Origin of the sequence: Pseudomonas sp. yb_9, assembly GCF_043103635.1 — a bacterium.
GTDB lineage: Bacteria > Pseudomonadota > Gammaproteobacteria > Pseudomonadales > Pseudomonadaceae > Aquipseudomonas > Aquipseudomonas monteilii.
Genome location: NZ_JBICKA010000051.1, coordinates 79,562 through 98,033 on the forward strand (window position 1 = coordinate 79,562; position 18,472 = coordinate 98,033).

The window sequence follows — 18,472 nt, forward strand, 5'->3', positions numbered from 1 at the left end:
CGGTTTATTTGACCTGCCAGACAGCCGCGCGCCCGGCGCGATCTATGCTTGTTCCATAGGCAATGTGTTCGGCCGGGCGTAGGCATGAGCAACTTCTTGACCTTTGAGTCAGAAAAATATTGACCTGCTAGACAGGTCTTGCTTAGAGTCCGCCCAACAACAATAAAACCATTGCGAGGCCATCCCCGTGATCCAGTTTCTCGTCAACCAGGAGTTGCGCAGCGAGCACGCCCTGGACCCGAACATGACGGTGCTGCAGTACCTGCGCGAGCACTTGGGCAAACCCGGCACCAAGGAGGGCTGCGCCAGTGGTGACTGCGGCGCCTGCACCGTGGTGGTCGGCGAACTGACCCAGGACGACCTGGGCAACGACAGCCTGCGTTATCGCAGCCTCAACGCGTGCCTGACGTTTGTCTCGTCGCTGCACGGCAAGCAATTGATCAGCGTTGAAGGCCTCAAGCATAAGGGCCAGCTGCACAGCGTGCAGCAAGCCATGGCCGATTGCCATGGTTCGCAATGCGGCTTCTGCACCCCCGGTTTCGTGATGTCGCTGTTCGCCCTGCAAAAGAACAGCAGCGGCCCCGACCTGCACCAGGCCCAGGAAGCCCTGGCCGGCAACCTGTGCCGTTGCACCGGCTACCGCCCGATCCTCGACGCCGCCGAACAGAGCTGCCGCCAGCCCTGCCGCGACCAGTTCGATGCCCAGCAGGCGCAAACCATCAGCCGCCTCAAGGCCATTACGCCGACCCAGACCGGCGAACTGAACAGCGGCGACAAACGCTGCCTGGTGCCGCTGACCGTGGCCGATCTGGCCGACCTTTACAGCTCGCACCCCGAAGCCCGCCTGCTGGCCGGCGGTACCGACCTGGCGCTTGAAGTGACTCAGTTCCACAAGACATTGCCGGTGATGATCTACGTCGGCCACGTGGCCGAGCTCAAGCGCATCGAGAAAACCGCCAGCCACCTGGAAATCGGCGCTGCCACCCCGCTCACCGACTGCTACGGCGCGCTGAACGAGGAGTACCCGGACTTCGGTGCCTTGCTGCACCGGTTTGCCTCGCTGCAGATCCGCAATCAGGGCACCCTTGGAGGCAACATCGGCAACGCCTCGCCGATCGGCGACTCGCCACCCCTGCTGATCGCCCTGGACGCGCAGGTCGTGCTGCGCCAAGGCGAGCGTCAGCGGGTAATGCCACTGGAAGACTACTTCATCGATTACCGCATTACCGCCCGCCAGGACAGCGAGTTCATCGAGAAGATCATCGTGCCGCGTGCCACCCGCGACTGGGCGTTCCGCGCTTATAAGGTGTCCAAACGCCTGGACGATGACATCTCCGCCGTGTGCGGGGCGTTCAACCTGAGCATCGAAGACGGCGTGGTCAGCGGTGTGCGCATCGCCTTCGGCGGCATGGCCGCCATCCCCAAACGCGCCCGTGCCTGCGAAGCGGCGCTGCGTGGCAAGCCGTGGGACCAGGCTGCCATCGAGCGCGCCTGCCAGGCCTTGGCCGAGGACTTCACCCCGCTCAGCGACTTCCGCGCCAGCAAGGAATACCGCCTGCTGACCGCACAGAACCTGCTGCGCAAGTACTTCATCGAACAGCAAACGCCGTACATCGAAACCCGGGTGACCGCTTATGTCTAACCATCACGTAGCCAAAAGCCAGGCCGAGATGGCCGAGCTGTTCAGCCAGGAACTGACCACCGGGGTCGGCCGCAGCGTCAAGCACGACAGCGCCGACAAGCATGTGTCCGGCGAGGCGCTGTACATCGACGACCGCCTGGAATTCCCCAACCAGTTGCACGTCTATGCACGCACCGCCGACCGTGCCCATGCGCGTATCCTGCGTATCGACACCACGCCGTGCTATGCCTTCGAAGGCGTGCGCATCGCCATCACCCACGAAGACATCCCCGGCCTGAAAGACATCGGCCCGGTGGTGGCCGGCGACCCGCTGTTGGCCATCGACAAGGTCGAGTTCTTCGGCCAGCCAGTGCTCGCCGTCGCAGCCCGCGACCTGGAAACCGCGCGCCGTGCAGCCATGGCCGCCATCGTCGAATATGAAGACCTGGAGCCGGTGCTGGACGTGGTCGATGCACTGCGCAAGAAGCACTTCGTGCTCGACAGCCACACCCACCAACGCGGCGATTCCGCTGCCGCGCTGGCCAGCGCCCCGCACCGCATTCAGGGCACCCTGCACATCGGCGGCCAGGAACACTTCTACCTGGAAACGCAGATTTCCTCGGTGATGCCCACCGAAGATGGCGGCATGATCGTCTACTGCTCCACGCAAAACCCCACCGAAGTGCAGAAGCTGGTGGCCGAAGTGCTCGACGTGCCGATGAACAAGGTGGTGCTGGACATGCGCCGCATGGGTGGCGGTTTTGGCGGCAAGGAAACCCAGGCTGCCAGCCCGGCGTGCCTGTGTGCCGTGGTGGCCCGCCTGACCGGCCAGCCCACCAAGATGCGCCTGCCGCGTGTCGAAGACATCACCATGACCGGCAAGCGCCACCCGTTCTATGTGGAATATGACGTGGGCTTTGACGACAACGGTCGCCTGCACGGCATCAACTTCGACCTGGCCGGCAACTGCGGTTACTCCCCCGACCTGTCCGGTTCGATCGTCGACCGCGCCATGTTCCACTCCGACAACGCCTACTACCTGGGCGATGCCACCGTGCATGGTCACCGCTGCAAGACCAACACTGCCTCCAACACCGCCTACCGCGGCTTTGGCGGCCCGCAGGGCATGGTTGCCATCGAACAGGTGATGGACCACATCGCCCGTCACCTGGGCCGCGACCCACTGGCGGTGCGCAAGGCCAACTACTACGGCAAAACCGAGCGCAACGTCACCCACTACTACCAGACCGTCGAGCACAACATGCTCGATGAGATGACCGCCGACCTGGAAGCCAGCAGCGACTACGCCGAGCGACGCGAGTCGATCCGCCGCTTCAACGCCAACAGCCCAGTGTTGAAGAAAGGCCTGGCACTGACGCCAGTCAAGTTCGGCATCTCGTTCACCGCGACCTTCCTCAACCAGGCCGGTGCACTGATCCACATCTATACCGACGGCAGCATTCACCTGAACCACGGTGGCACCGAGATGGGCCAAGGCCTGAACACCAAGGTAGCGCAGGTGGTGGCGCAGATCTTCCAGGTCGATTTCAGCCGCATCCAGATTACCGCCACCAACACCGACAAGGTGCCCAACACCTCGCCGACCGCAGCCTCCAGTGGCGCCGACCTGAACGGCAAGGCGGCGCAGAACGCTGCCGAAATCCTCAAGAAGCGCCTGACCGAGTTCGCGGCGCGGCATTACAACGTGACCGAGGAAGACGTCGAGTTCCGCAATGGCCATGTGCGTGTACGCGACCAGATCGTCAGCTTCGAGCATCTGGTGCAACAGGCGTACTTCGCCCAGGTGTCGCTGTCCAGCACCGGTTTCTACCGCACGCCGAAGATCTTCTACGACCGCAGCCAGGCGCGCGGCCGGCCGTTCTACTACTTCGCTTTCGGCGCCGCCTGCGTGGAAGTGATCGTCGATACCCTGACCGGCGAATACAAGATGCTGCGCGCCGATATCCTGCACGACGTGGGCGACTCGCTGAACCCGGCCATCGACATCGGCCAGGTGGAAGGCGGTTTCATCCAGGGCATGGGCTGGCTGACCACCGAAGAACTGGTGTGGAACGCCAAGGGCAAGCTGATGACCAATGGCCCGGCCAGCTACAAGATCCCGGCGGTGGCTGACATGCCGCTGGACCTGCGGGTGAAGCTGGTGGAAAACCGCAAGAACCCCGAAGACACCGTGTTCCATTCCAAGGCCGTGGGCGAGCCGCCGTTCATGCTCGGCATCGCCGCCTGGTGTGCGATCAAGGATGCCGTGGCGAGCCTTGCCGATTACCGGGTACAGCCGAGCATCGACGCACCGGCGACACCAGAGCGGGTGCTGTGGGGCTGTGAGCAGATGCGCAAGGCGGTGGCTCAGCAACAGACTGCCGAACAAGAACTGGAAACCGTCACCCACTGACAGCGAGGAACCCTGTGGGAGCGGGCGCGCCCGCGAAGAAGGCAACACCGTGAATGGCACCGGCTCTGCCGGTGTTCGCGGCGGTTCGACGCCTCGACACCCCCGCTCCCACAGAGTCTGCGGCGCAACATAGAGAGGTTGCATCATGCACCAATGGATCAACGCCCTCGCCGACCACCAGTCCCGTGGGGAAGCCTGCGTACTGGTGACCATCATCGAAGAACGCGGCTCCACCCCGCGTAACGCCGGCTCGAAAATGGTCGTCAGCGCCAATGGCCTGTTCGACACCATCGGTGGCGGCCACCTGGAATACAAGGCCCTGCACATCGCCCGGCAGATGCTCGAAGAGCAGCGCACTACCCCACACCTGGAGCGCTTCAGCCTCGGCGCCAGCCTGGGCCAGTGCTGCGGCGGCGCTACCGTGCTGCTGTTCGAGCCCATGGCCGCCGTGCAGGCGCACATCGCCGTGTTCGGCGCGGGCCATGTCGGCCGTGCTCTGGTACCCTTGCTCGCCGCGCTACCCTGCCGGGTGCGCTGGATCGACTCGCGCGAACAGGAATTCCCCGAATTCATCCCCAACGGGGTGACCAAGGTCGTCAGTGAAGAACCGGTCGACGAAGTCGCAGACCTGCCGCCAGGCTGCTACTGCATTGTCATGACCCACAACCACCAGCTCGACCTGGAACTGACCGCCGCCATTCTCAAGCGCAACGACTTCACCTGGTTCGGCCTGATCGGCTCGAAGACCAAGCGGGTCAAGTTCGAGCATCGCCTGCGCAAACGCGGCTACGACGATGCCGTGCTGGCACGCATGCGCTGCCCGATGGGCCTGCCCGACGTGAAGGGCAAGCTGCCCATCGAGATTGCCGTGTCCATCGCCGGTGAAATCATCGCCACCTACAACGCCTGCTTCGGCCAGCACGATGCTGCCGCCAATGCCGGCCCCATTGCCCAGTTGCTGCCGCCCTCCCGGCGCAGCCAAGCCATTTGACGAGTGTGTTATGACCGTTACCCGCAAAGCCTACCGTGCCGCCATCCTGCACAGCATCGCCGACCCGGCCGAGGTGGGCCTGGAGGCTTCCCATGAGTACTTCGAAGATGGCCTGCTGGTGGTCGACGATGGCCGCATAAGCGCCATCGGCCATGCCAGCGAGCTGCTGCCAACCCTGGACGCCGGCATCCCGGTAGAGCACTACCAGGACGCGCTGATCACCCCGGGTTTCATCGACACCCATATCCATTTCCCGCAAACCGGCATAATCGGCTCTTACGGCGAGCAACTGCTGGACTGGCTGAACACCTACACCTTTCCCTGCGAAAAGCAGTTCGCCGACAAAGCGCACGCCGACCAGGTAGCGAAGATCTTCCTCAAAGAGCTGCTGCGCAACGGCACCACCACCGCGCTGGTATTCGGCAGCGTGCACCCGGAATCGGTCAACGCCCTGTTCGAAGAGGCCGAGCGCCTGGACCTGCGCCTGATCGCCGGCAAGGTGATGATGGACCGCAACGCGCCGGACTATCTGACCGACACTGCCGAATCCGGCTATACCGAGAGCAAGGCGCTGATCGAGCGCTGGCATGGCAAGGGCCGCCTGCATTACGCCGTCACCCCACGTTTCGCCCCAACCAGCACACCGGAACAGCTGACCCTGGCCGGCCAGTTGCTCAAAGAACACCCGGGCGTTTACATGCACACGCACCTGTCGGAAAACCTTAAGGAAATCGACTGGGTCAAATCGCTGTTCCCCGAGCAGAAGGGTTACCTGGACGTCTACGACCACTTCGAGCTGCTGGGCGAGCGCTCGGTGTTCGCCCACGGCGTGCACCTGTGCGACGACGAATGCCAGCGCCTGGCCGAAACCGGCTCGGCCGTGGCTTTCTGCCCCACCTCCAACCTGTTCCTGGGCAGCGGTCTGTTCAACCTGCCCCAGGCTGAGCGCTTCAAGGTCAACGTGGGCCTAGGTACCGACGTGGGCGCTGGTACCAGCTTCTCGCTGCTCAACACCCTGAACGAAGCGTACAAGGTGATGCAGCTGCAAGGCGCGCGTCTGCACCCGTACAAGTCACTGTACCTGGCCACCCTCGGCGGCGCCCGTGCGCTGCGCCTGGACGACCGCATCGGCAGCCTGCGCCCGGGCAACGATGCCGACTTCGTGGTGCTGGACTACAAGGCAACGCCGCTGCTGGACTACCGTATTCAGCAGTCCAACAGCATCGAAGAGACCCTGTTCGTGCTCACCACCCTGGGCGACGACCGCACCGTGCGCGAAACCTACGCGGCCGGGCGGTGTGTACACCAGCGCTAAGGTTCTTTCGCCAGGCCCCGGTACAGCGCGCCGCCGATTGCAGCCCCGATCAGCGGCGCCACCCAGAACAGCCACAGCTGTTGCAGGGCCCAACCGCCGACGAACAAGGCCGGCCCCGTGCTACGCGCGGGGTTGACCGAGGTGTTCGTCACGGGAATGGAAATCAGGTGGATCAGGGTGAGGGCCAGGCCGATGGCAATCGGTGCGAACCCTGCCGTTGCCCGGGAGTCGGTCGCCCCCATGATCACCACCAAAAACATGGCGGTCATCACCACTTCACTGATAAAGCCCGCCCCCAGCGTGTAGCCGCCGGGCGAGTGGTCGGCGTAACCGTTCGAAGCCAGCCCTGCAGAAAGCTCGAAACCGGCCTTGCCGCTGGCGATGAGATAGATCACGCCTGCGGCCAGAATGGCGCCGATCACTTGTGCGATGACGTAGGGCAGCAGCTCCTTGGCCGGGAAACGCCCACCCACCACCAACCCGAACGAGACGGCAGGGTTGAGGTGACAACCGGAGATATGACCGATGGCAAACGCCATGGTCAACACAGTAAGGCCGAAGGCGAAAGCAACACCGAGAACGCCGATACCGACAGGGGAACTGGCTGCGAGTACCGCACTGCCACAGCCGCCGAGGACCAGCCAGAAGGTGCCGACCAGTTCGGCCCCCATCCGTTTGCCGAGGGACATGCTCATGACTCCATTCCTCAAGAAGTTGAACGCAACGAATGCGCAAGCCCAACTGCTTGATGAAGGTTTGCTCACAAGAATTTAGCAGACCTTTGGTCAATGGCCACTAATGAGTGTGTGCAAGGTCCCTGTGGGAGCGGGCGTGCCCGCGAACACGGGCAAAGCCCGTGCCATCCACCGCGTCGCCTCCTTCGCGGGCACGCCCGCTCCCACAGGATTGCATGTACCTGAAAGAGGAGTGCCTACCCAGGCAAACGATCAACCCTTGGCCGAAGCCTTGGGCTTCTTCAACAGGTGCGAGAACACCGCATGCAGGTCGTCCGAAGCACTTTCCTCGTCCAGGTTCAGCTTGCTGTCGATGTGGTCCATGTGGTGCATCATCAGGCTCACGGCCTGTTCGGCATCGCGCGCCTCGATGGCATCGATCAGCTGCATGTGCTCGTCATACGAGCAGTGCGAGCGGTTACCACTTTCGTACTGGGCAATGATCAGCGAAGTCTGCGACACCAGGCTGCGCTGGAAGCTTACCAGCGGCGCATTGCCCGCCGCCTCGGCCAGCTTGAGGTGGAACTCGCCGGAAAGACGAATGCCGGCGCCCCGGTCACCGCGCGAGAAACTGTCGCGCTCTTCACGCACCATCTGCCGCAGCTCGTTGAGCTGGTCCAGGGTGGCGTGCTGCACGGCCAGCTCGGTAATGGCCCGCTCCACCATGCGCCGCGAGAAGAACACCTGGCGCGCTTCTTCCACCGTCGGGCTGGCCACTACCGCACCGCGGTTTGGCCGCAGCAGCACCACGCTTTCGTGGGCCAGGCGCGACAGCGCGCGGCGAATGATGGTGCGGCTGACGCCAAAGATTTCGCCCAGCGCTTCCTCGCTCAACTTGGTGCCCGGCGCCAGGCGCTGCTCAAGGATGGCCTCGAAAATATGCGCGTAGACGATATCGTCCTGGGTACCACTGCGGCCGGCCTTGCCGACACGTGCAGGTTTTTTCAGAGGTTGCAGCTGTTCGTTCATGGGCTCTCGAGGCACGAAGAGAAAGTATGGCGCCATTGTACACAGGCTGAGGCGATTCCGCAGGGGGCGTTTTACCTATATAGCCGTTGTACGACGCATTGCGCGCACAAAACATAAAACATTATTTGCATTCTTTGTACACAAAAGCATAATCCACCGAGCAACTTCTTGACCCTTAAGTCAACAAAACGGTCAGACGTCTGCCTTCCCTCACGGGGCCGCCAAGTGCATCGCTCAGGAATGGCTCCATAACAACAAGAAAGACTTGAGGAGTACTCGCTGTGGAAAGCCGCAAATCCGAAGCCCCTACGCTGGATCTTGCCCCACCGCTCGAAACGAGCTGGCTGGAGCGGATTTTCAAACTCAAGCAACACGGCAGCACCATCAAAACCGAAATGATCGCCGGGGTGACCACCTTCATCACCATGGCCTACATCATCTTCGTCAACCCCAACATCATGGCTGACGCCGGCATCGACCATGGTGCCGCCTTCGTCGCCACCTGCATCGCCGCCGCGCTGGGCTGCCTGCTGATGGGCCTGTACGCCAACTGGCCAGTGGGCCTGGCGCCGGGCATGGGGCTTAACGCCTTCTTCACCTACACCGTGGTTGGCACCATGGGCTACAACTGGGAAACGGCGCTGGGGGCGGTGTTCGTCTCGGGCGTGCTGTTCATGTTCCTGACCTTGTCGAAAGTGCGCGAGTGGCTGCTGAACAGCATTCCGGTCAGCCTGCGCCATGCCATGGGGGCCGGCGTCGGATTGTTTCTCGGGCTGATCGGCCTGAAGACGGCAGGCATCATCGTCGACAGCCCCGCCACGCTGATCAAGCTGGGTTCGCTGCATGAACCTGGGCCGCTGCTGGCAGCCGTGTGCTTCCTGCTGATTGCCATCCTCAGCTACAAGCGGGTGTTTGGTGCGATCCTGATCAGCATTATTGGTGTCACCCTGGCGGGTTGGGGCCTGGGCCTGGTCAAGTTCGGCGGGGTGATGTCGATGCCGCCAAGCCTGGCACCGACCTGGATGGCCATGGACGTGGCGGGCGTGTTCAACGTCAGCATGATCAGCGTGGTGCTGGCGTTCCTGTTCGTGCACATGTTCGACACCGCCGGCACGCTGATGGGGGTGGCGCAGCGGGCCAACCTGGTTGCGCCGGACGGGCGTATCGAAAACCTGTCGAAGGCGTTGAAGGCTGACAGCGCTTCGAGCGTGTTCGGTGCGGTGGTGGGAGTACCGCCGGTCACCAGCTATGTGGAAAGTGCTGCGGGTGTGGCGGCGGGCGGCCGTACTGGCCTGACTGCGGTGGTGGTCGGCCTGCTGTTCATCGCCGCGATGTTCTTCGCCCCACTGGCCGGGATGATCCCCGCCTACGCAACGGCCGGTGCGCTGATCTATGTGGCGATGCTGATGATGGGCAGCATGGCGCACATTCACTGGGATGAAGCCACCGACAGCATTCCGGCGATTGTCACGGTGATCATGATGCCGCTGACCTTCTCGGTAGCGGATGGTATTGCCCTGGGCTTCATCAGCTATGTGGCACTGAAGGCAGGTACTGGCAAATACAAGGAAATCTCGGCCAGCCTGTGGGTCCTATGCGCAATCTTCATTGCGAAGTTCGTCTTCCTCTGAAGCCTAGCCTGCGCAATGGGTGCTTTGGCGCCCATTGCCAAAACTCAGTTTGCACCGATTATTACGCGGACAAGGCACTCGAAGCGCAGCCGGCTGCCAAATAGTGTCAAGAGCCAAAGGCTCGGATGAAATTCGCATCAACACCGAGCTTTTCCAAGACATCATTCAATTCATATAGGTTCTCGAAGCGGGTCTGAAAGTGGCCAGAATGATTATTGAAAGAAATTTGATCACCGTCACCCAGGATGATGTATCCAGCGCTCTTTACGCTCTCGCCAAGACCCTTTGTGCCAAAACCCAGCCCAGAAAATTCAGCGAGGCTGCCGTGACTTGGCATTGTGAGGTCATCCTTGCTGCTGAACACGACCAACCGGCTCTCTTTGGTGAGTACAAATTTGTGGTTCCACCCCGGCTCGAGCTGCGCGAAGCCGTTTTTGCTGGTTATCTCCCTGAATAAGGTCGTGCTCTGTTTTACTTGCTTACTCGCATAGTTCATCTCTTCGCCCATATTCCAGTATTGATTGTTCGTGAGCCCATCTTCCACGGCAAGCGATTTGAAACGGCTGGCTGTCTGCTCAACAACACCCCAAAATCTTCTAGCGACTCGCCTGAAGGGATTTTTTCCACTGGGATCCTGCCCGTTGACAGGATCATTCAGGCAGTACGCATAGGCGTTGATTCCGCCTTTGTTAAATGGGCTCAAGCTATCCGGGCTGATAAATCGCATGAGGCGAGGGCTGTATACCCGGTGACCATTTCCGAGCGCATAGCCTTCCAGTGCAGCCTGAAAAAACTGACCATTGAAGCCTAATGCGTCGGTCGACGCCGTTTTAGCGCTTCGGTAACCATAAGGCGAATACACGTTGGTTGTGCTCATCGGACGAACCCTCAGGCGCCACACGAAGTCCATTTTTTTCAACTGAGCCCATAAATGTCTACTGACAAAAATGTCAGTCGAAGGGCTGATTTCAAATGAAAATACAAAACACCAGACGAAAAAAAGCCCGCCAGTGTGAGAGCGGGCCAAAGGACCTACGAAGATTCTTCTAGCGACCAACTAGCTTCCACGATAGGTCGAATAGCTGTACGGCGAGATCAGCAGCGGCACGTGGTAGTGCTCTTGCGCCTCGTCGATGCCAAAACGCAGCACCACAACATCCAGAAACGCCTGGGTCGGCAACTGCACGCCACGAGCGCGGTAGTAATCGCCAGCGCTGAACTGCAACTGGTACACACCAGTGCGGTAGTCGTCACCCTGCAGCAGCGGCGCGTCGACGCGGCCATCGCTGTTGGTCAGGGCGGTGTTCACCAGCTCCAGCTGCTGGCCCTCGACACGGTAAAGCTCGACCTTGATCGAGCTGCCCGGGCAGCCATGCGCGGCATCCAGTACGTGTGTGGTCAAACGTCCCATTGCGTGTCGCCTCTTGTTCAATCTGTGGGCAAGAAATACTCAGCCTATGCACCCAAACAGGGCCTGCGGTAGGCGGGAATGACGCCATTAAGACATTCCTCCGTAAAATTGTACACAATTTTTTGTACCCATCCGTTGCACCCGGCGTTTCCTGCCTATAAACGACCCATCGGTCGCAAATACAGGCACTGTAACGACCCCAATGTCATTAACTGACCAATCAGGCAGGTTTCTTGCACTGTGTTTCCAGGTCGCTGCGCGGCGACAAAAGGAAAGAAATGCGGAAAAACAGGCTTACAAAAGATTTCAGAAGTTGTATACAATCAGCCCGTCCGGTGGTGCGACATCCCGACGCGGCCCGCCCACCCCCCGCACAAACGCACAAGAAGGAAGACTGCAGTGAGCGCTGACTACCCTCGCGACCTGATCGGTTACGGCAACAACCCTCCTCACCCGCAATGGCCGGGCAACGCTCGCATCGCGCTGTCTTTCGTCCTCAACTACGAAGAAGGCGGCGAACGCAACATCCTGCACGGTGACAAGGAGTCCGAAGCCTTCCTGTCCGAAATGGTAGCCGCCCAGCCACTGCAGGGCGCGCGCAACATGAGCATGGAGTCGCTGTACGAATACGGCAGCCGTGCCGGCGTGTGGCGGCTGCTGAAGCTGTTCAAGGACAGCGGCGTCCCGCTCACCATCTTCGCCGTGGCCATGGCCGCCCAGCGCCACCCCGATGTCATCCGTGCCATGGTCGAAGCCGGCCACGAGATCTGCAGCCACGGCTACCGCTGGATCGACTACCAGAACATGGACGAGGCCCAGGAGCGCGAGCATATGCTCGAAGCCATCCGCATCCTCACCGAACTCACCGGCGAACGCCCGCTGGGCTGGTACACCGGCCGCACCGGCCCGAACACCCGTCGCCTGGTGATGGAGGAAGGTGGTTTCCTGTACGACAGCGACACCTACGACGACGACCTGCCCTACTGGGAGCCGAACAACCCTACCGGCAAGCCGCACCTGGTGATCCCCTACACCCTGGACACCAACGACATGCGCTTCACCCAGGTACAGGGCTTCAACTGCGGCGAGCAGTTCTTCCAGTACCTGAAAGACGCCTTCGATGTGCTGTACGCCGAAGGCGCCGAAGCACCGAAAATGTTGTCCATCGGCCTGCACTGCCGCCTGGTCGGCCGCCCGGCGCGCCTGGCCGCCCTGAAGCGCTTCGTCGATTACGCAAAAAGCCATGACCAGGTCTGGTTCGCCCGTCGCGTGGACATCGCCCGCCACTGGCACACCACCCACCCGTACAAGAAAGAGAACGCCTGATGACCGCCTTCAACACCCTCAAGCCATCCGCCCTGGACCGTGACGCCTTCGTCAGCGCCTTCGCCGACATCTACGAGCACTCGCCGTGGGTGGCCGAAAAGGCCTATGACCTGGGCCAACTGGGCGAGCTGGACGAAATCGAAGCCCTGCACCAGCGCATGAGCGACATTCTGCTCAGCGCCAACCACGCCGACCAGCTGGCACTGATCAACGCTCACCCGGACCTGGCCGGCAAGGCCGCCATCCAGGGCGAGCTGACCGAATCGAGCACCAACGAACAGGCCGGTGCCGGCATTCACCAGTGCACCGCCGAAGAGTTCGCCCGCTTCACCGAGCTGAACGACGCCTACAAGGCTAAGTTCCAGTTCCCGTTCATCATGGCGGTGAAGGGCAGCAACCGGCACCAGATCCTCGCCGCCTTCGAGAAGCGCATCCACAACGATGCCGATACCGAGTTCAAGGAAGCCCTGGCGCAGATCAACCTGATCGCCCTGTTCCGCCTGCTGCAGCTGTAAGCAACAGCCGAACCTTTTTCAGTACAACGAATAGATAAGAGAGACCCGCATGCGCACCCTGATGATCGAGCCCCTGACCAAAGAAGCCTTCGCCCCCTTCGGTGACGTGATCGAAACCGACGGCAGCGACCACTTCATGATCAACAACGGCTCGACCATGCGCTTTCACAAGCTCGCCACGGTCGAAACCGCCGAGCCTGAAGACAAGGCGATCATCAGCATCTTCCGCGCCGACGCGCTGGACATGCCGCTGACCGTACGCATGCTGGAACGCCATCCGCTGGGCAGCCAGGCTTTCATCCCGCTGCTCGGCAACCCCTTTCTGATCGTGGTCGCGCCCGTTGGCGATGCACCTGTATCAGGCTTGGTCCGGGCCTTCCGCAGTAATGGCAGGCAGGGCGTTAATTACCATCGCGGCGTCTGGCACCACCCGGTGCTGACGATCGAAAAGCGGGATGACTTCCTGGTGGTTGATCGCAGCGGTTCTGGCAACAACTGCGATGAGCATTACTTCACCGAGGAACAGATGCTGATCCTCAATCCCCACCAATAAGAAAAGGTCGGTCATCGTTCACGGTGATCGGCAGAGGTACATACTGTGGAAGCACACCTTCACGAATGGCTGAACCTGAGCATTCGCTGGGTTCACATGATCACCGGTGTCGCCTGGATCGGTGCATCGTTCTACTTCGTCTGGCTGGAGAACCACCTGAACCGAAGCAACCCGCGCGATGGGTTGTCGGGTGATCTCTGGGCGATTCACGGCGGTGGTATCTACCACCTGGAGAAATACAAGCTCGCACCCCCGAAAATGCCCGAGAACCTGCACTGGTTCAAATGGGAAGCCTACTTCACCTGGATGTCCGGTATCGCCCTGCTGTGCGTGGTGTTCTACTGGAACCCGACCCTTTACCTGCTGGCCCCTGGCAGCACCCTGAGCGGTGCCGAAGGCGTGGCCATCGGGATCGGTTCGCTGGTGGCCGGCTGGTTCATCTACGACTTCCTGTGCGATTCGCCACTGGGTAAAAAACCTGCCCTGCTCGGTGCCGTACTGTTCGTCCTGATCATTGCCGCCTGCTTCGGTTTCAGCCTGGTGTTCAGTGGCCGTGGCGCCTACCTGCACACCGGCGCGATCATCGGCACCATCATGGTGGGTAACGTGTTCCGCATCATCATGCCGGCCCAGCGCCAGCTGGTGGCGGCGATCGAGAACAACCAGACGCCCGACCCGGTACTGCCGGCCAAGGGTCTGCTGCGTTCGCGTCACAACAACTACTTCACCCTGCCGGTGCTGTTCATCATGATCAGCAACCACTTCCCGAGCACCTACGGTAGCCAGTACAACTGGCTGATCCTGGCCGGCATTGCAGTCGCCGCGGTTCTGATCCGCCACTACTTCAACACCCGCCACGACAGCAACAAGTACGCCTGGACCCTGCCGGTCGGCGCCCTGGCAATGATTTGCCTGGCCTACGTTACCGGCCCTAAGCCGATGGCTGTATCGCCGGAGCAAGCCGCAGCGAAAGTCGAGTACCAACCACTGCCGGCTACTGCCGTCGGTGGCAAGACCGCCGCCGAACTGCGTGCCGAAGAAGCAGCCAAACCTGCCGAAGCACCGGCTGAAGCACCTGCCCAGGCGACTGCCCAGGCTGGCGGCGACAGCTTCGACAAGATCCACAACGTCATCCAGGAACGCTGCACTGTGTGCCACTCGTCCAAGCCGACCAGCCCACTGTTCAGCGCCGCCCCTGCCGGCGTGATGTTCGACACCCCGCAGCAGATCCAGGCCCAGGCCGCGCGCATCCAGGCGCAAGCGGTCGCCAGCCAGATCATGCCGCTGGGCAACATCACCCAGATGACCACCGAGGAGCGCAAGCTCGTCGGTGACTGGATCGCCAAAGGTGCCCCGGTCAACTGATCGAAGCCGCAAGCTTCAAGCCTCAAGCTGTAAGTCGTAGGTAACAAGCAAGCATCGAGCGTCAGGCTCCAACGCGGACCACCAAGCTTCTACGTGAAGCTTGCCGCCTGGAGCCTGGCGCTTGGATCCGAGAATAAAAACAAAACTCGAGGTGCTGCATGTCCGAGTCACGCAAGGCGTACATCCCCATTGCGCCGCCGCGCGAGCCCTTGCCCCTGTTCCAACTGATCCTGGTTGGCCTGCAACACGTTCTGCTGATGTACGGTGGCGCCATCGCCGTGCCGCTGATCATTGGCCAGGCCGCCGGGTTGTCCCGTGAAGAAGTCGCTTTCCTGATCAACGCCGACCTGCTGGTTGCTGGTGTCGCCACCATTATCCAGTCGTTCGGTATCGGCCCGGTGGGCATCCGCATGCCGGTGATGATGGGGGCCAGCTTCGCTGCCGTCGGCAGCATGGTGGCCATGGCCGGCATGCCCGGCGTGGGCCTGCAGGGGATCTTCGGCGCGACCATCGCCGCCGGGTTCTTCGGCATGCTGATCGCGCCGTTCATGTCCAAGGTCGTGCGTTTCTTCCCGCCGCTGGTCACCGGCACGGTGATTACCTCGATTGGCCTGTCGCTGTTCCCGGTGGCGGTCAACTGGGCCGGTGGCGGCCATGAAGCAGAAACCTTCGGCTCGCCGATCTACCTGCTGGTAGCCGGCCTGGTGCTGGCGGTCATCCTGCTGATCAACCGCTTCATGCGCGGGTTCTGGGTCAACGTGTCGGTACTGGTGGGCATGGGCCTTGGCTACATCCTGGCCGGTTCCATCGGCATGGTCGACCTGTCGGGCCTGAAAGACGCACCGTGGTTGCAAGTGGTCACCCCACTGCACTTCGGCATGCCGACCTTCAGCCTGGCGCCGATCCTGTCCATGTGCCTGGTGGTGGTGATCATCTTCGTCGAGTCCACGGGCATGTTCCTGGCCCTGGGCAAGGTGACCGATCGCGAAGTCACCCCAGGGATGCTGCGCCGCGGCCTGCTGTGCGATGCCGGTGCGTCGTTCATCGCCGGCTTCTTCAACACCTTCACCCACTCCTCGTTCGCCCAGAACATCGGCCTGGTGCAGATGACCGGGGTGCGCTGCCGCTTTGTCACCATCGTGGCCGGTGCACTGCTGATTGTGCTCAGCCTGCTGCCCAAGGCGGCCTTCCTGATTGCTTCGATCCCACCCGCTGTACTGGGCGGCGCGTCCATTGCCATGTTCGGCATGGTCACCGCCACCGGGATCAAGATTCTCCAGGAAGCGGACATCGGCGACCGCCGCAACCAGCTGCTGGTGGCGGTGAGCGTCGGCTTCGGGCTGATCCCCGTGGTGCGCCCGGAGTTCTTCGCCCAGATGCCACAGTGGATGGAACCCATCACCCACAGTGGTATCGCCATGGCCACGGTCAGTGCCCTGGTGTTGAACGTACTGTTCAACATCCTCGGTGGCGCCGAACGCGCGGTGCACAACGACGCTTGTCACCAGCATTGAGCCAGACGGGGCGGCGCATGACCGCCCCGCATTCATATAAGCAGTAAACGCAACACCGTCGGCCCGCCGGAATGGGCCGCCCGGGGCGCCTGCGCGCCAAAAAAACCGCCAACAAAAACAATAAGTCCGGGAATCACAACATGAAGCGCATCACCACGTCACTGTTGCTGGGCAGCAGCCTGCTGGCCACCCTCCCCTCGCATGCAGGCGAATGGCTGCAATGGCACGGCGAAAGCCTGACCTACCTGTACGGCAAGGACTTCAAGGTCAACCCTGATATCCAGCAGACCATCACGTTCGAGCACGCCAACAAATGGAAGTACGGCGACACCTTCATGTTCGTCGACAAAATCTTCTACAACGGCAAGGCCGACGCCAGCAAAGGCGTGACCACCTACTACGGCGAGTTCAGCCCGCGCCTGTCGTTCGGCAAGATCTTCGATAAGAAACTGGCCTTCGGCCCGGTCAAGGACGTGTTGCTGGCCATGACCTACGAGCGCGGCGAAGGCGACAACGAGGCCTACCTGATCGGCCCCGGCTTCGACCTCGACATCCCCGGCTTCAACTATTTCACCCTGAATTTCTACGTGCGCAACACCGAGGGCAGCCGCCCCGGTGACAACGTCTGGCAGATTACCCCCGGCTGGTCCTACACCATCCCCGTGGGCCGGTCTGACATTCTGATCGACGGTTACATGGACTGGGTCACCGACAACGACCAGACCCGCCGTGGCACCTATCACGCCAACCTGCACTTCAACCCGCAGGTGAAGTACGACCTGGGCAAGGCGCTGAACCTGGGCGCCAAGCAGCTGTACGTGGGTTTTGAGTACAGCTACTGGAAGGACAAGTACGGCATCGACAGCCGCGGCAATCTGGACAGCAACCAGAGTGTCGCCAGTGCGCTGATCAAAGTGCACTTCTAGAAAACTGACCAAACGCACAAGTTTGTACCACCCCGCTCCAGGACGGAGCACTTGAGGCCCGGCGCGCAAGCCAGTAATCTGCGCGCCCCCTCGATCAGGGCAGAACGGATTCTGCCTGCGTTTACTGACCGCTCAGTCAATGAATACGGGCGGTTGGCCAACGTGTTGCCAGCCTGAAATACCCTTTTCATCCGTTCAGAACGAAGTCGAGCAGGAAGGTTTTGCCAACCCAGGAAAGTTGGCCCGACCCTTGCCAAACAGCTGTGGCCTATCGAAAAAAGCTGACTCGTAAGACAACAAAAAAGCGCCAATACCGAGCGCTGACAACAGATCAATCAAGGGAGCGACACTCGCAATGCGTACCATCAACAGCCTGATCCTCGCCGGCGGCCTGCTGGCCTGTGGCACCACCTTCGGCGGCGACCTGCTGCAATGGCAGAACAACAGCCTGACCTACCTGTGGGGCAAGAACTTCAAGGTCAACCCGGAAACCCAGCAAACCTTCACCTTCGAGCACGCTGACGCGTGGAAGTACGGCGACAACTTCTTCTTCGTCGACAAGATTTTCTACCAGGGCAAGAAGGACGCCAGCAACGGTCCCAACACCTACTACGGTGAGTTCAGCCCACGCCTGTCGTTCGGCAAGATCTTCGACCAGAAGCTGGAGTTCGGCCCGGTCAAGGACGTGCTGCTGGCCATGACCTACGAGTTTGGCGAGGGTGACACCGAGTCGTACCTGATCGGCCCAGGCTTCGACCTAGCCATCCCCGGCTTCGACTACTTCCAGCTGAACTTCTACAACCGCACCACCGACGGCAGCCGCGCCGGCGACAACGTGTGGCAGATCACCCCGGTGTGGTCGTACACCATTCCGGTGGGCGATTCCGACGTGCTGATCGACGGCTTCATGGACTGGGTGGTGGACAACGACGAAAACCGCCGCGGCACCTACCAAGCCAACCTGCACTTCAACCCGCAGATCAAGTATGACCTGGGCAAGGCATTGCACTTGGGTGAGAAGCAGTTGTACGTGGGTGTGGAGTATGACTACTGGAAGAACAAGTACGGCATCAAGGACAGCGATGCGTTCACCACTGACCAGAACACCATGAGTTTCCTGGTGAAAGTGCACTTCTGATGCGCTGAAACGTGACAGCGCGTTGCATTAACAACGCGCTGTCACGTGCA

Annotated in this window: 16 protein-coding genes; 12 read left to right on the forward strand and 4 right to left on the reverse strand. The window is 61.2% G+C overall.

The window, feature by feature from the left end; all coding sequences use genetic code 11:
• The first annotated feature begins 187 nt into the window (after positions 1 to 187).
• The 4 genes from xdhA (at position 188) to guaD (ending at position 6,340) form a co-directional block, all read left to right on the forward strand.
• Positions 188 to 1,642: a xanthine dehydrogenase small subunit gene (gene xdhA / locus ACF8MI_RS14640; RefSeq protein ID WP_060499646.1), complete on the forward strand. Its 1,455-nt coding sequence runs from the start codon at positions 188 to 190 to the stop codon at positions 1,640 to 1,642.
• Positions 1,635 to 4,034: a xanthine dehydrogenase molybdopterin binding subunit gene (xdhB, locus tag ACF8MI_RS14645; RefSeq protein WP_392517582.1), complete on the forward strand. Its 2,400-nt coding sequence runs from the start codon at positions 1,635 to 1,637 to the stop codon at positions 4,032 to 4,034. Before xdhA ends, xdhB begins: the two co-directional genes overlap by 8 nt.
• Before the next feature lie 145 nt (positions 4,035 to 4,179).
• Entirely contained in the window at positions 4,180 to 5,025 is an 846-nt protein-coding gene (gene xdhC / locus ACF8MI_RS14650) for a xanthine dehydrogenase accessory protein XdhC (protein WP_392517583.1), read from the forward strand.
• Positions 5,026 to 5,035: 10 nt separating this feature from the next.
• Positions 5,036 to 6,340: a guanine deaminase gene (gene guaD / locus ACF8MI_RS14655; RefSeq protein WP_392517584.1), complete on the forward strand. Its 1,305-nt coding sequence runs from the start codon at positions 5,036 to 5,038 to the stop codon at positions 6,338 to 6,340.
• Here the strand turns inward: guaD and aqpZ are convergent.
• Both aqpZ and ACF8MI_RS14665 read right to left on the reverse strand, forming a co-directional pair.
• Positions 6,337 to 7,035, reverse strand: a complete 699-nt coding sequence (gene aqpZ / locus ACF8MI_RS14660) for an aquaporin Z (protein WP_060499642.1) — start codon at positions 7,033 to 7,035, stop codon at positions 6,337 to 6,339. The genes guaD and aqpZ overlap by 4 nt on opposite strands.
• Positions 7,036 to 7,287: 252 nt before the next feature.
• On the reverse strand, positions 7,288 to 8,043 hold the full coding sequence (locus ACF8MI_RS14665) for a GntR family transcriptional regulator (RefSeq protein ID WP_060499641.1): 756 nt from the start codon (positions 8,041 to 8,043) through the stop codon (positions 7,288 to 7,290).
• A 281-nt stretch (positions 8,044 to 8,324) separates the two neighbouring features.
• Here ACF8MI_RS14665 and ACF8MI_RS14670 point away from each other — a divergent pair, with 281 nt between their 5' ends.
• Positions 8,325 to 9,674, forward strand: a complete 1,350-nt coding sequence (locus ACF8MI_RS14670) for an NCS2 family permease (protein WP_164524872.1) — start codon at positions 8,325 to 8,327, stop codon at positions 9,672 to 9,674.
• Positions 9,675 to 9,780: 106 nt separating this feature from the next.
• Here the strand turns inward: ACF8MI_RS14670 and ACF8MI_RS14675 are convergent, their stop codons facing one another.
• Positions 9,781 to 10,551 (reverse strand): RHS repeat-associated core domain-containing protein, encoded by a 771-nt coding sequence (locus tag ACF8MI_RS14675; protein ID WP_225521639.1) that lies wholly within the window; start codon positions 10,549 to 10,551, stop codon positions 9,781 to 9,783.
• Between the two features lie 180 nt (positions 10,552 to 10,731).
• Positions 10,732 to 11,085 carry a hydroxyisourate hydrolase gene (gene uraH / locus ACF8MI_RS14680; protein WP_060499639.1) on the reverse strand — a complete coding sequence of 118 codons (354 nt, stop codon included), beginning with the start codon at positions 11,083 to 11,085 and terminating at the stop codon, positions 10,732 to 10,734.
• A 399-nt stretch (positions 11,086 to 11,484) separates the two neighbouring features.
• Between uraH and puuE the strand changes: the two genes are divergently transcribed.
• The 7 genes from puuE to ACF8MI_RS14715 all read left to right on the forward strand — a co-directional run bounded on the left by puuE (position 11,485) and on the right by ACF8MI_RS14715 (position 18,422).
• Positions 11,485 to 12,411: an allantoinase PuuE gene (gene puuE / locus ACF8MI_RS14685; RefSeq protein WP_060499638.1), complete on the forward strand. Its 927-nt coding sequence runs from the start codon at positions 11,485 to 11,487 to the stop codon at positions 12,409 to 12,411.
• On the forward strand, positions 12,411 to 12,926 hold the full coding sequence (gene uraD / locus ACF8MI_RS14690; protein WP_156867849.1) for a 2-oxo-4-hydroxy-4-carboxy-5-ureidoimidazoline decarboxylase: 516 nt from the start codon (positions 12,411 to 12,413) through the stop codon (positions 12,924 to 12,926). Before puuE ends, uraD begins: the two co-directional genes overlap by 1 nt.
• 49 nt (positions 12,927 to 12,975) lie before the next feature.
• Positions 12,976 to 13,479 (forward strand): ureidoglycolate lyase, encoded by a 504-nt coding sequence (locus ACF8MI_RS14695; RefSeq protein ID WP_012315446.1) that lies wholly within the window; start codon positions 12,976 to 12,978, stop codon positions 13,477 to 13,479.
• 45 nt (positions 13,480 to 13,524) lie between these two features.
• Positions 13,525 to 14,844, forward strand: a complete 1,320-nt coding sequence (locus tag ACF8MI_RS14700; RefSeq protein ID WP_060499636.1) for a urate hydroxylase PuuD — start codon at positions 13,525 to 13,527, stop codon at positions 14,842 to 14,844.
• A gap of 158 nt (positions 14,845 to 15,002) precedes the next feature.
• The gene (locus tag ACF8MI_RS14705; RefSeq protein WP_016711731.1) at positions 15,003 to 16,358 is read left to right on the forward strand and encodes a nucleobase:cation symporter-2 family protein; all 1,356 of its coding nucleotides are present in this window, start codon (positions 15,003 to 15,005) and stop codon (positions 16,356 to 16,358) included.
• A 140-nt stretch (positions 16,359 to 16,498) separates the two neighbouring features.
• The gene (locus ACF8MI_RS14710; RefSeq protein WP_060499661.1) at positions 16,499 to 17,284 is read left to right on the forward strand and encodes an outer membrane protein OmpK; all 786 of its coding nucleotides are present in this window, start codon (positions 16,499 to 16,501) and stop codon (positions 17,282 to 17,284) included.
• A gap of 355 nt (positions 17,285 to 17,639) precedes the next feature.
• Positions 17,640 to 18,422 carry an outer membrane protein OmpK gene (locus tag ACF8MI_RS14715; RefSeq protein ID WP_164524874.1) on the forward strand — a complete coding sequence of 261 codons (783 nt, stop codon included), beginning with the start codon at positions 17,640 to 17,642 and terminating at the stop codon, positions 18,420 to 18,422.
• Positions 18,423 to 18,472: the final 50 nt, after the last annotated feature.

What these genes read in the sequence shown, in the direction of transcription:
- uraH (WP_060499639.1), bottom strand. Translation starts at nt 11,085, where the DNA reads ATGGGACGTTTGACCACACACGTACTGGATGCCGCGCATGGCTGCCCG.
- ACF8MI_RS14665 (WP_060499641.1), bottom strand. Translation starts at nt 8,043, where the DNA reads ATGAACGAACAGCTGCAACCTCTGAAAAAACCTGCACGTGTCGGCAAG.
- ACF8MI_RS14715 (WP_164524874.1), top strand. Translation starts at nt 17,640, where the DNA reads ATGCGTACCATCAACAGCCTGATCCTCGCCGGCGGCCTGCTGGCCTGT.
- ACF8MI_RS14710 (WP_060499661.1), top strand. Translation starts at nt 16,499, where the DNA reads ATGAAGCGCATCACCACGTCACTGTTGCTGGGCAGCAGCCTGCTGGCC.
- guaD (WP_392517584.1), top strand. Translation starts at nt 5,036, where the DNA reads ATGACCGTTACCCGCAAAGCCTACCGTGCCGCCATCCTGCACAGCATC.
- xdhB (WP_392517582.1), top strand. Translation starts at nt 1,635, where the DNA reads ATGTCTAACCATCACGTAGCCAAAAGCCAGGCCGAGATGGCCGAGCTG.
- ACF8MI_RS14705 (WP_016711731.1), top strand. Translation starts at nt 15,003, where the DNA reads ATGTCCGAGTCACGCAAGGCGTACATCCCCATTGCGCCGCCGCGCGAG.
- uraD (WP_156867849.1), top strand. Translation starts at nt 12,411, where the DNA reads ATGACCGCCTTCAACACCCTCAAGCCATCCGCCCTGGACCGTGACGCC.
- ACF8MI_RS14695 (WP_012315446.1), top strand. Translation starts at nt 12,976, where the DNA reads ATGCGCACCCTGATGATCGAGCCCCTGACCAAAGAAGCCTTCGCCCCC.
- xdhC (WP_392517583.1), top strand. Translation starts at nt 4,180, where the DNA reads ATGCACCAATGGATCAACGCCCTCGCCGACCACCAGTCCCGTGGGGAA.
- ACF8MI_RS14675 (WP_225521639.1), bottom strand. Translation starts at nt 10,551, where the DNA reads ATGAGCACAACCAACGTGTATTCGCCTTATGGTTACCGAAGCGCTAAA.
- aqpZ (WP_060499642.1), bottom strand. Translation starts at nt 7,035, where the DNA reads ATGAGCATGTCCCTCGGCAAACGGATGGGGGCCGAACTGGTCGGCACC.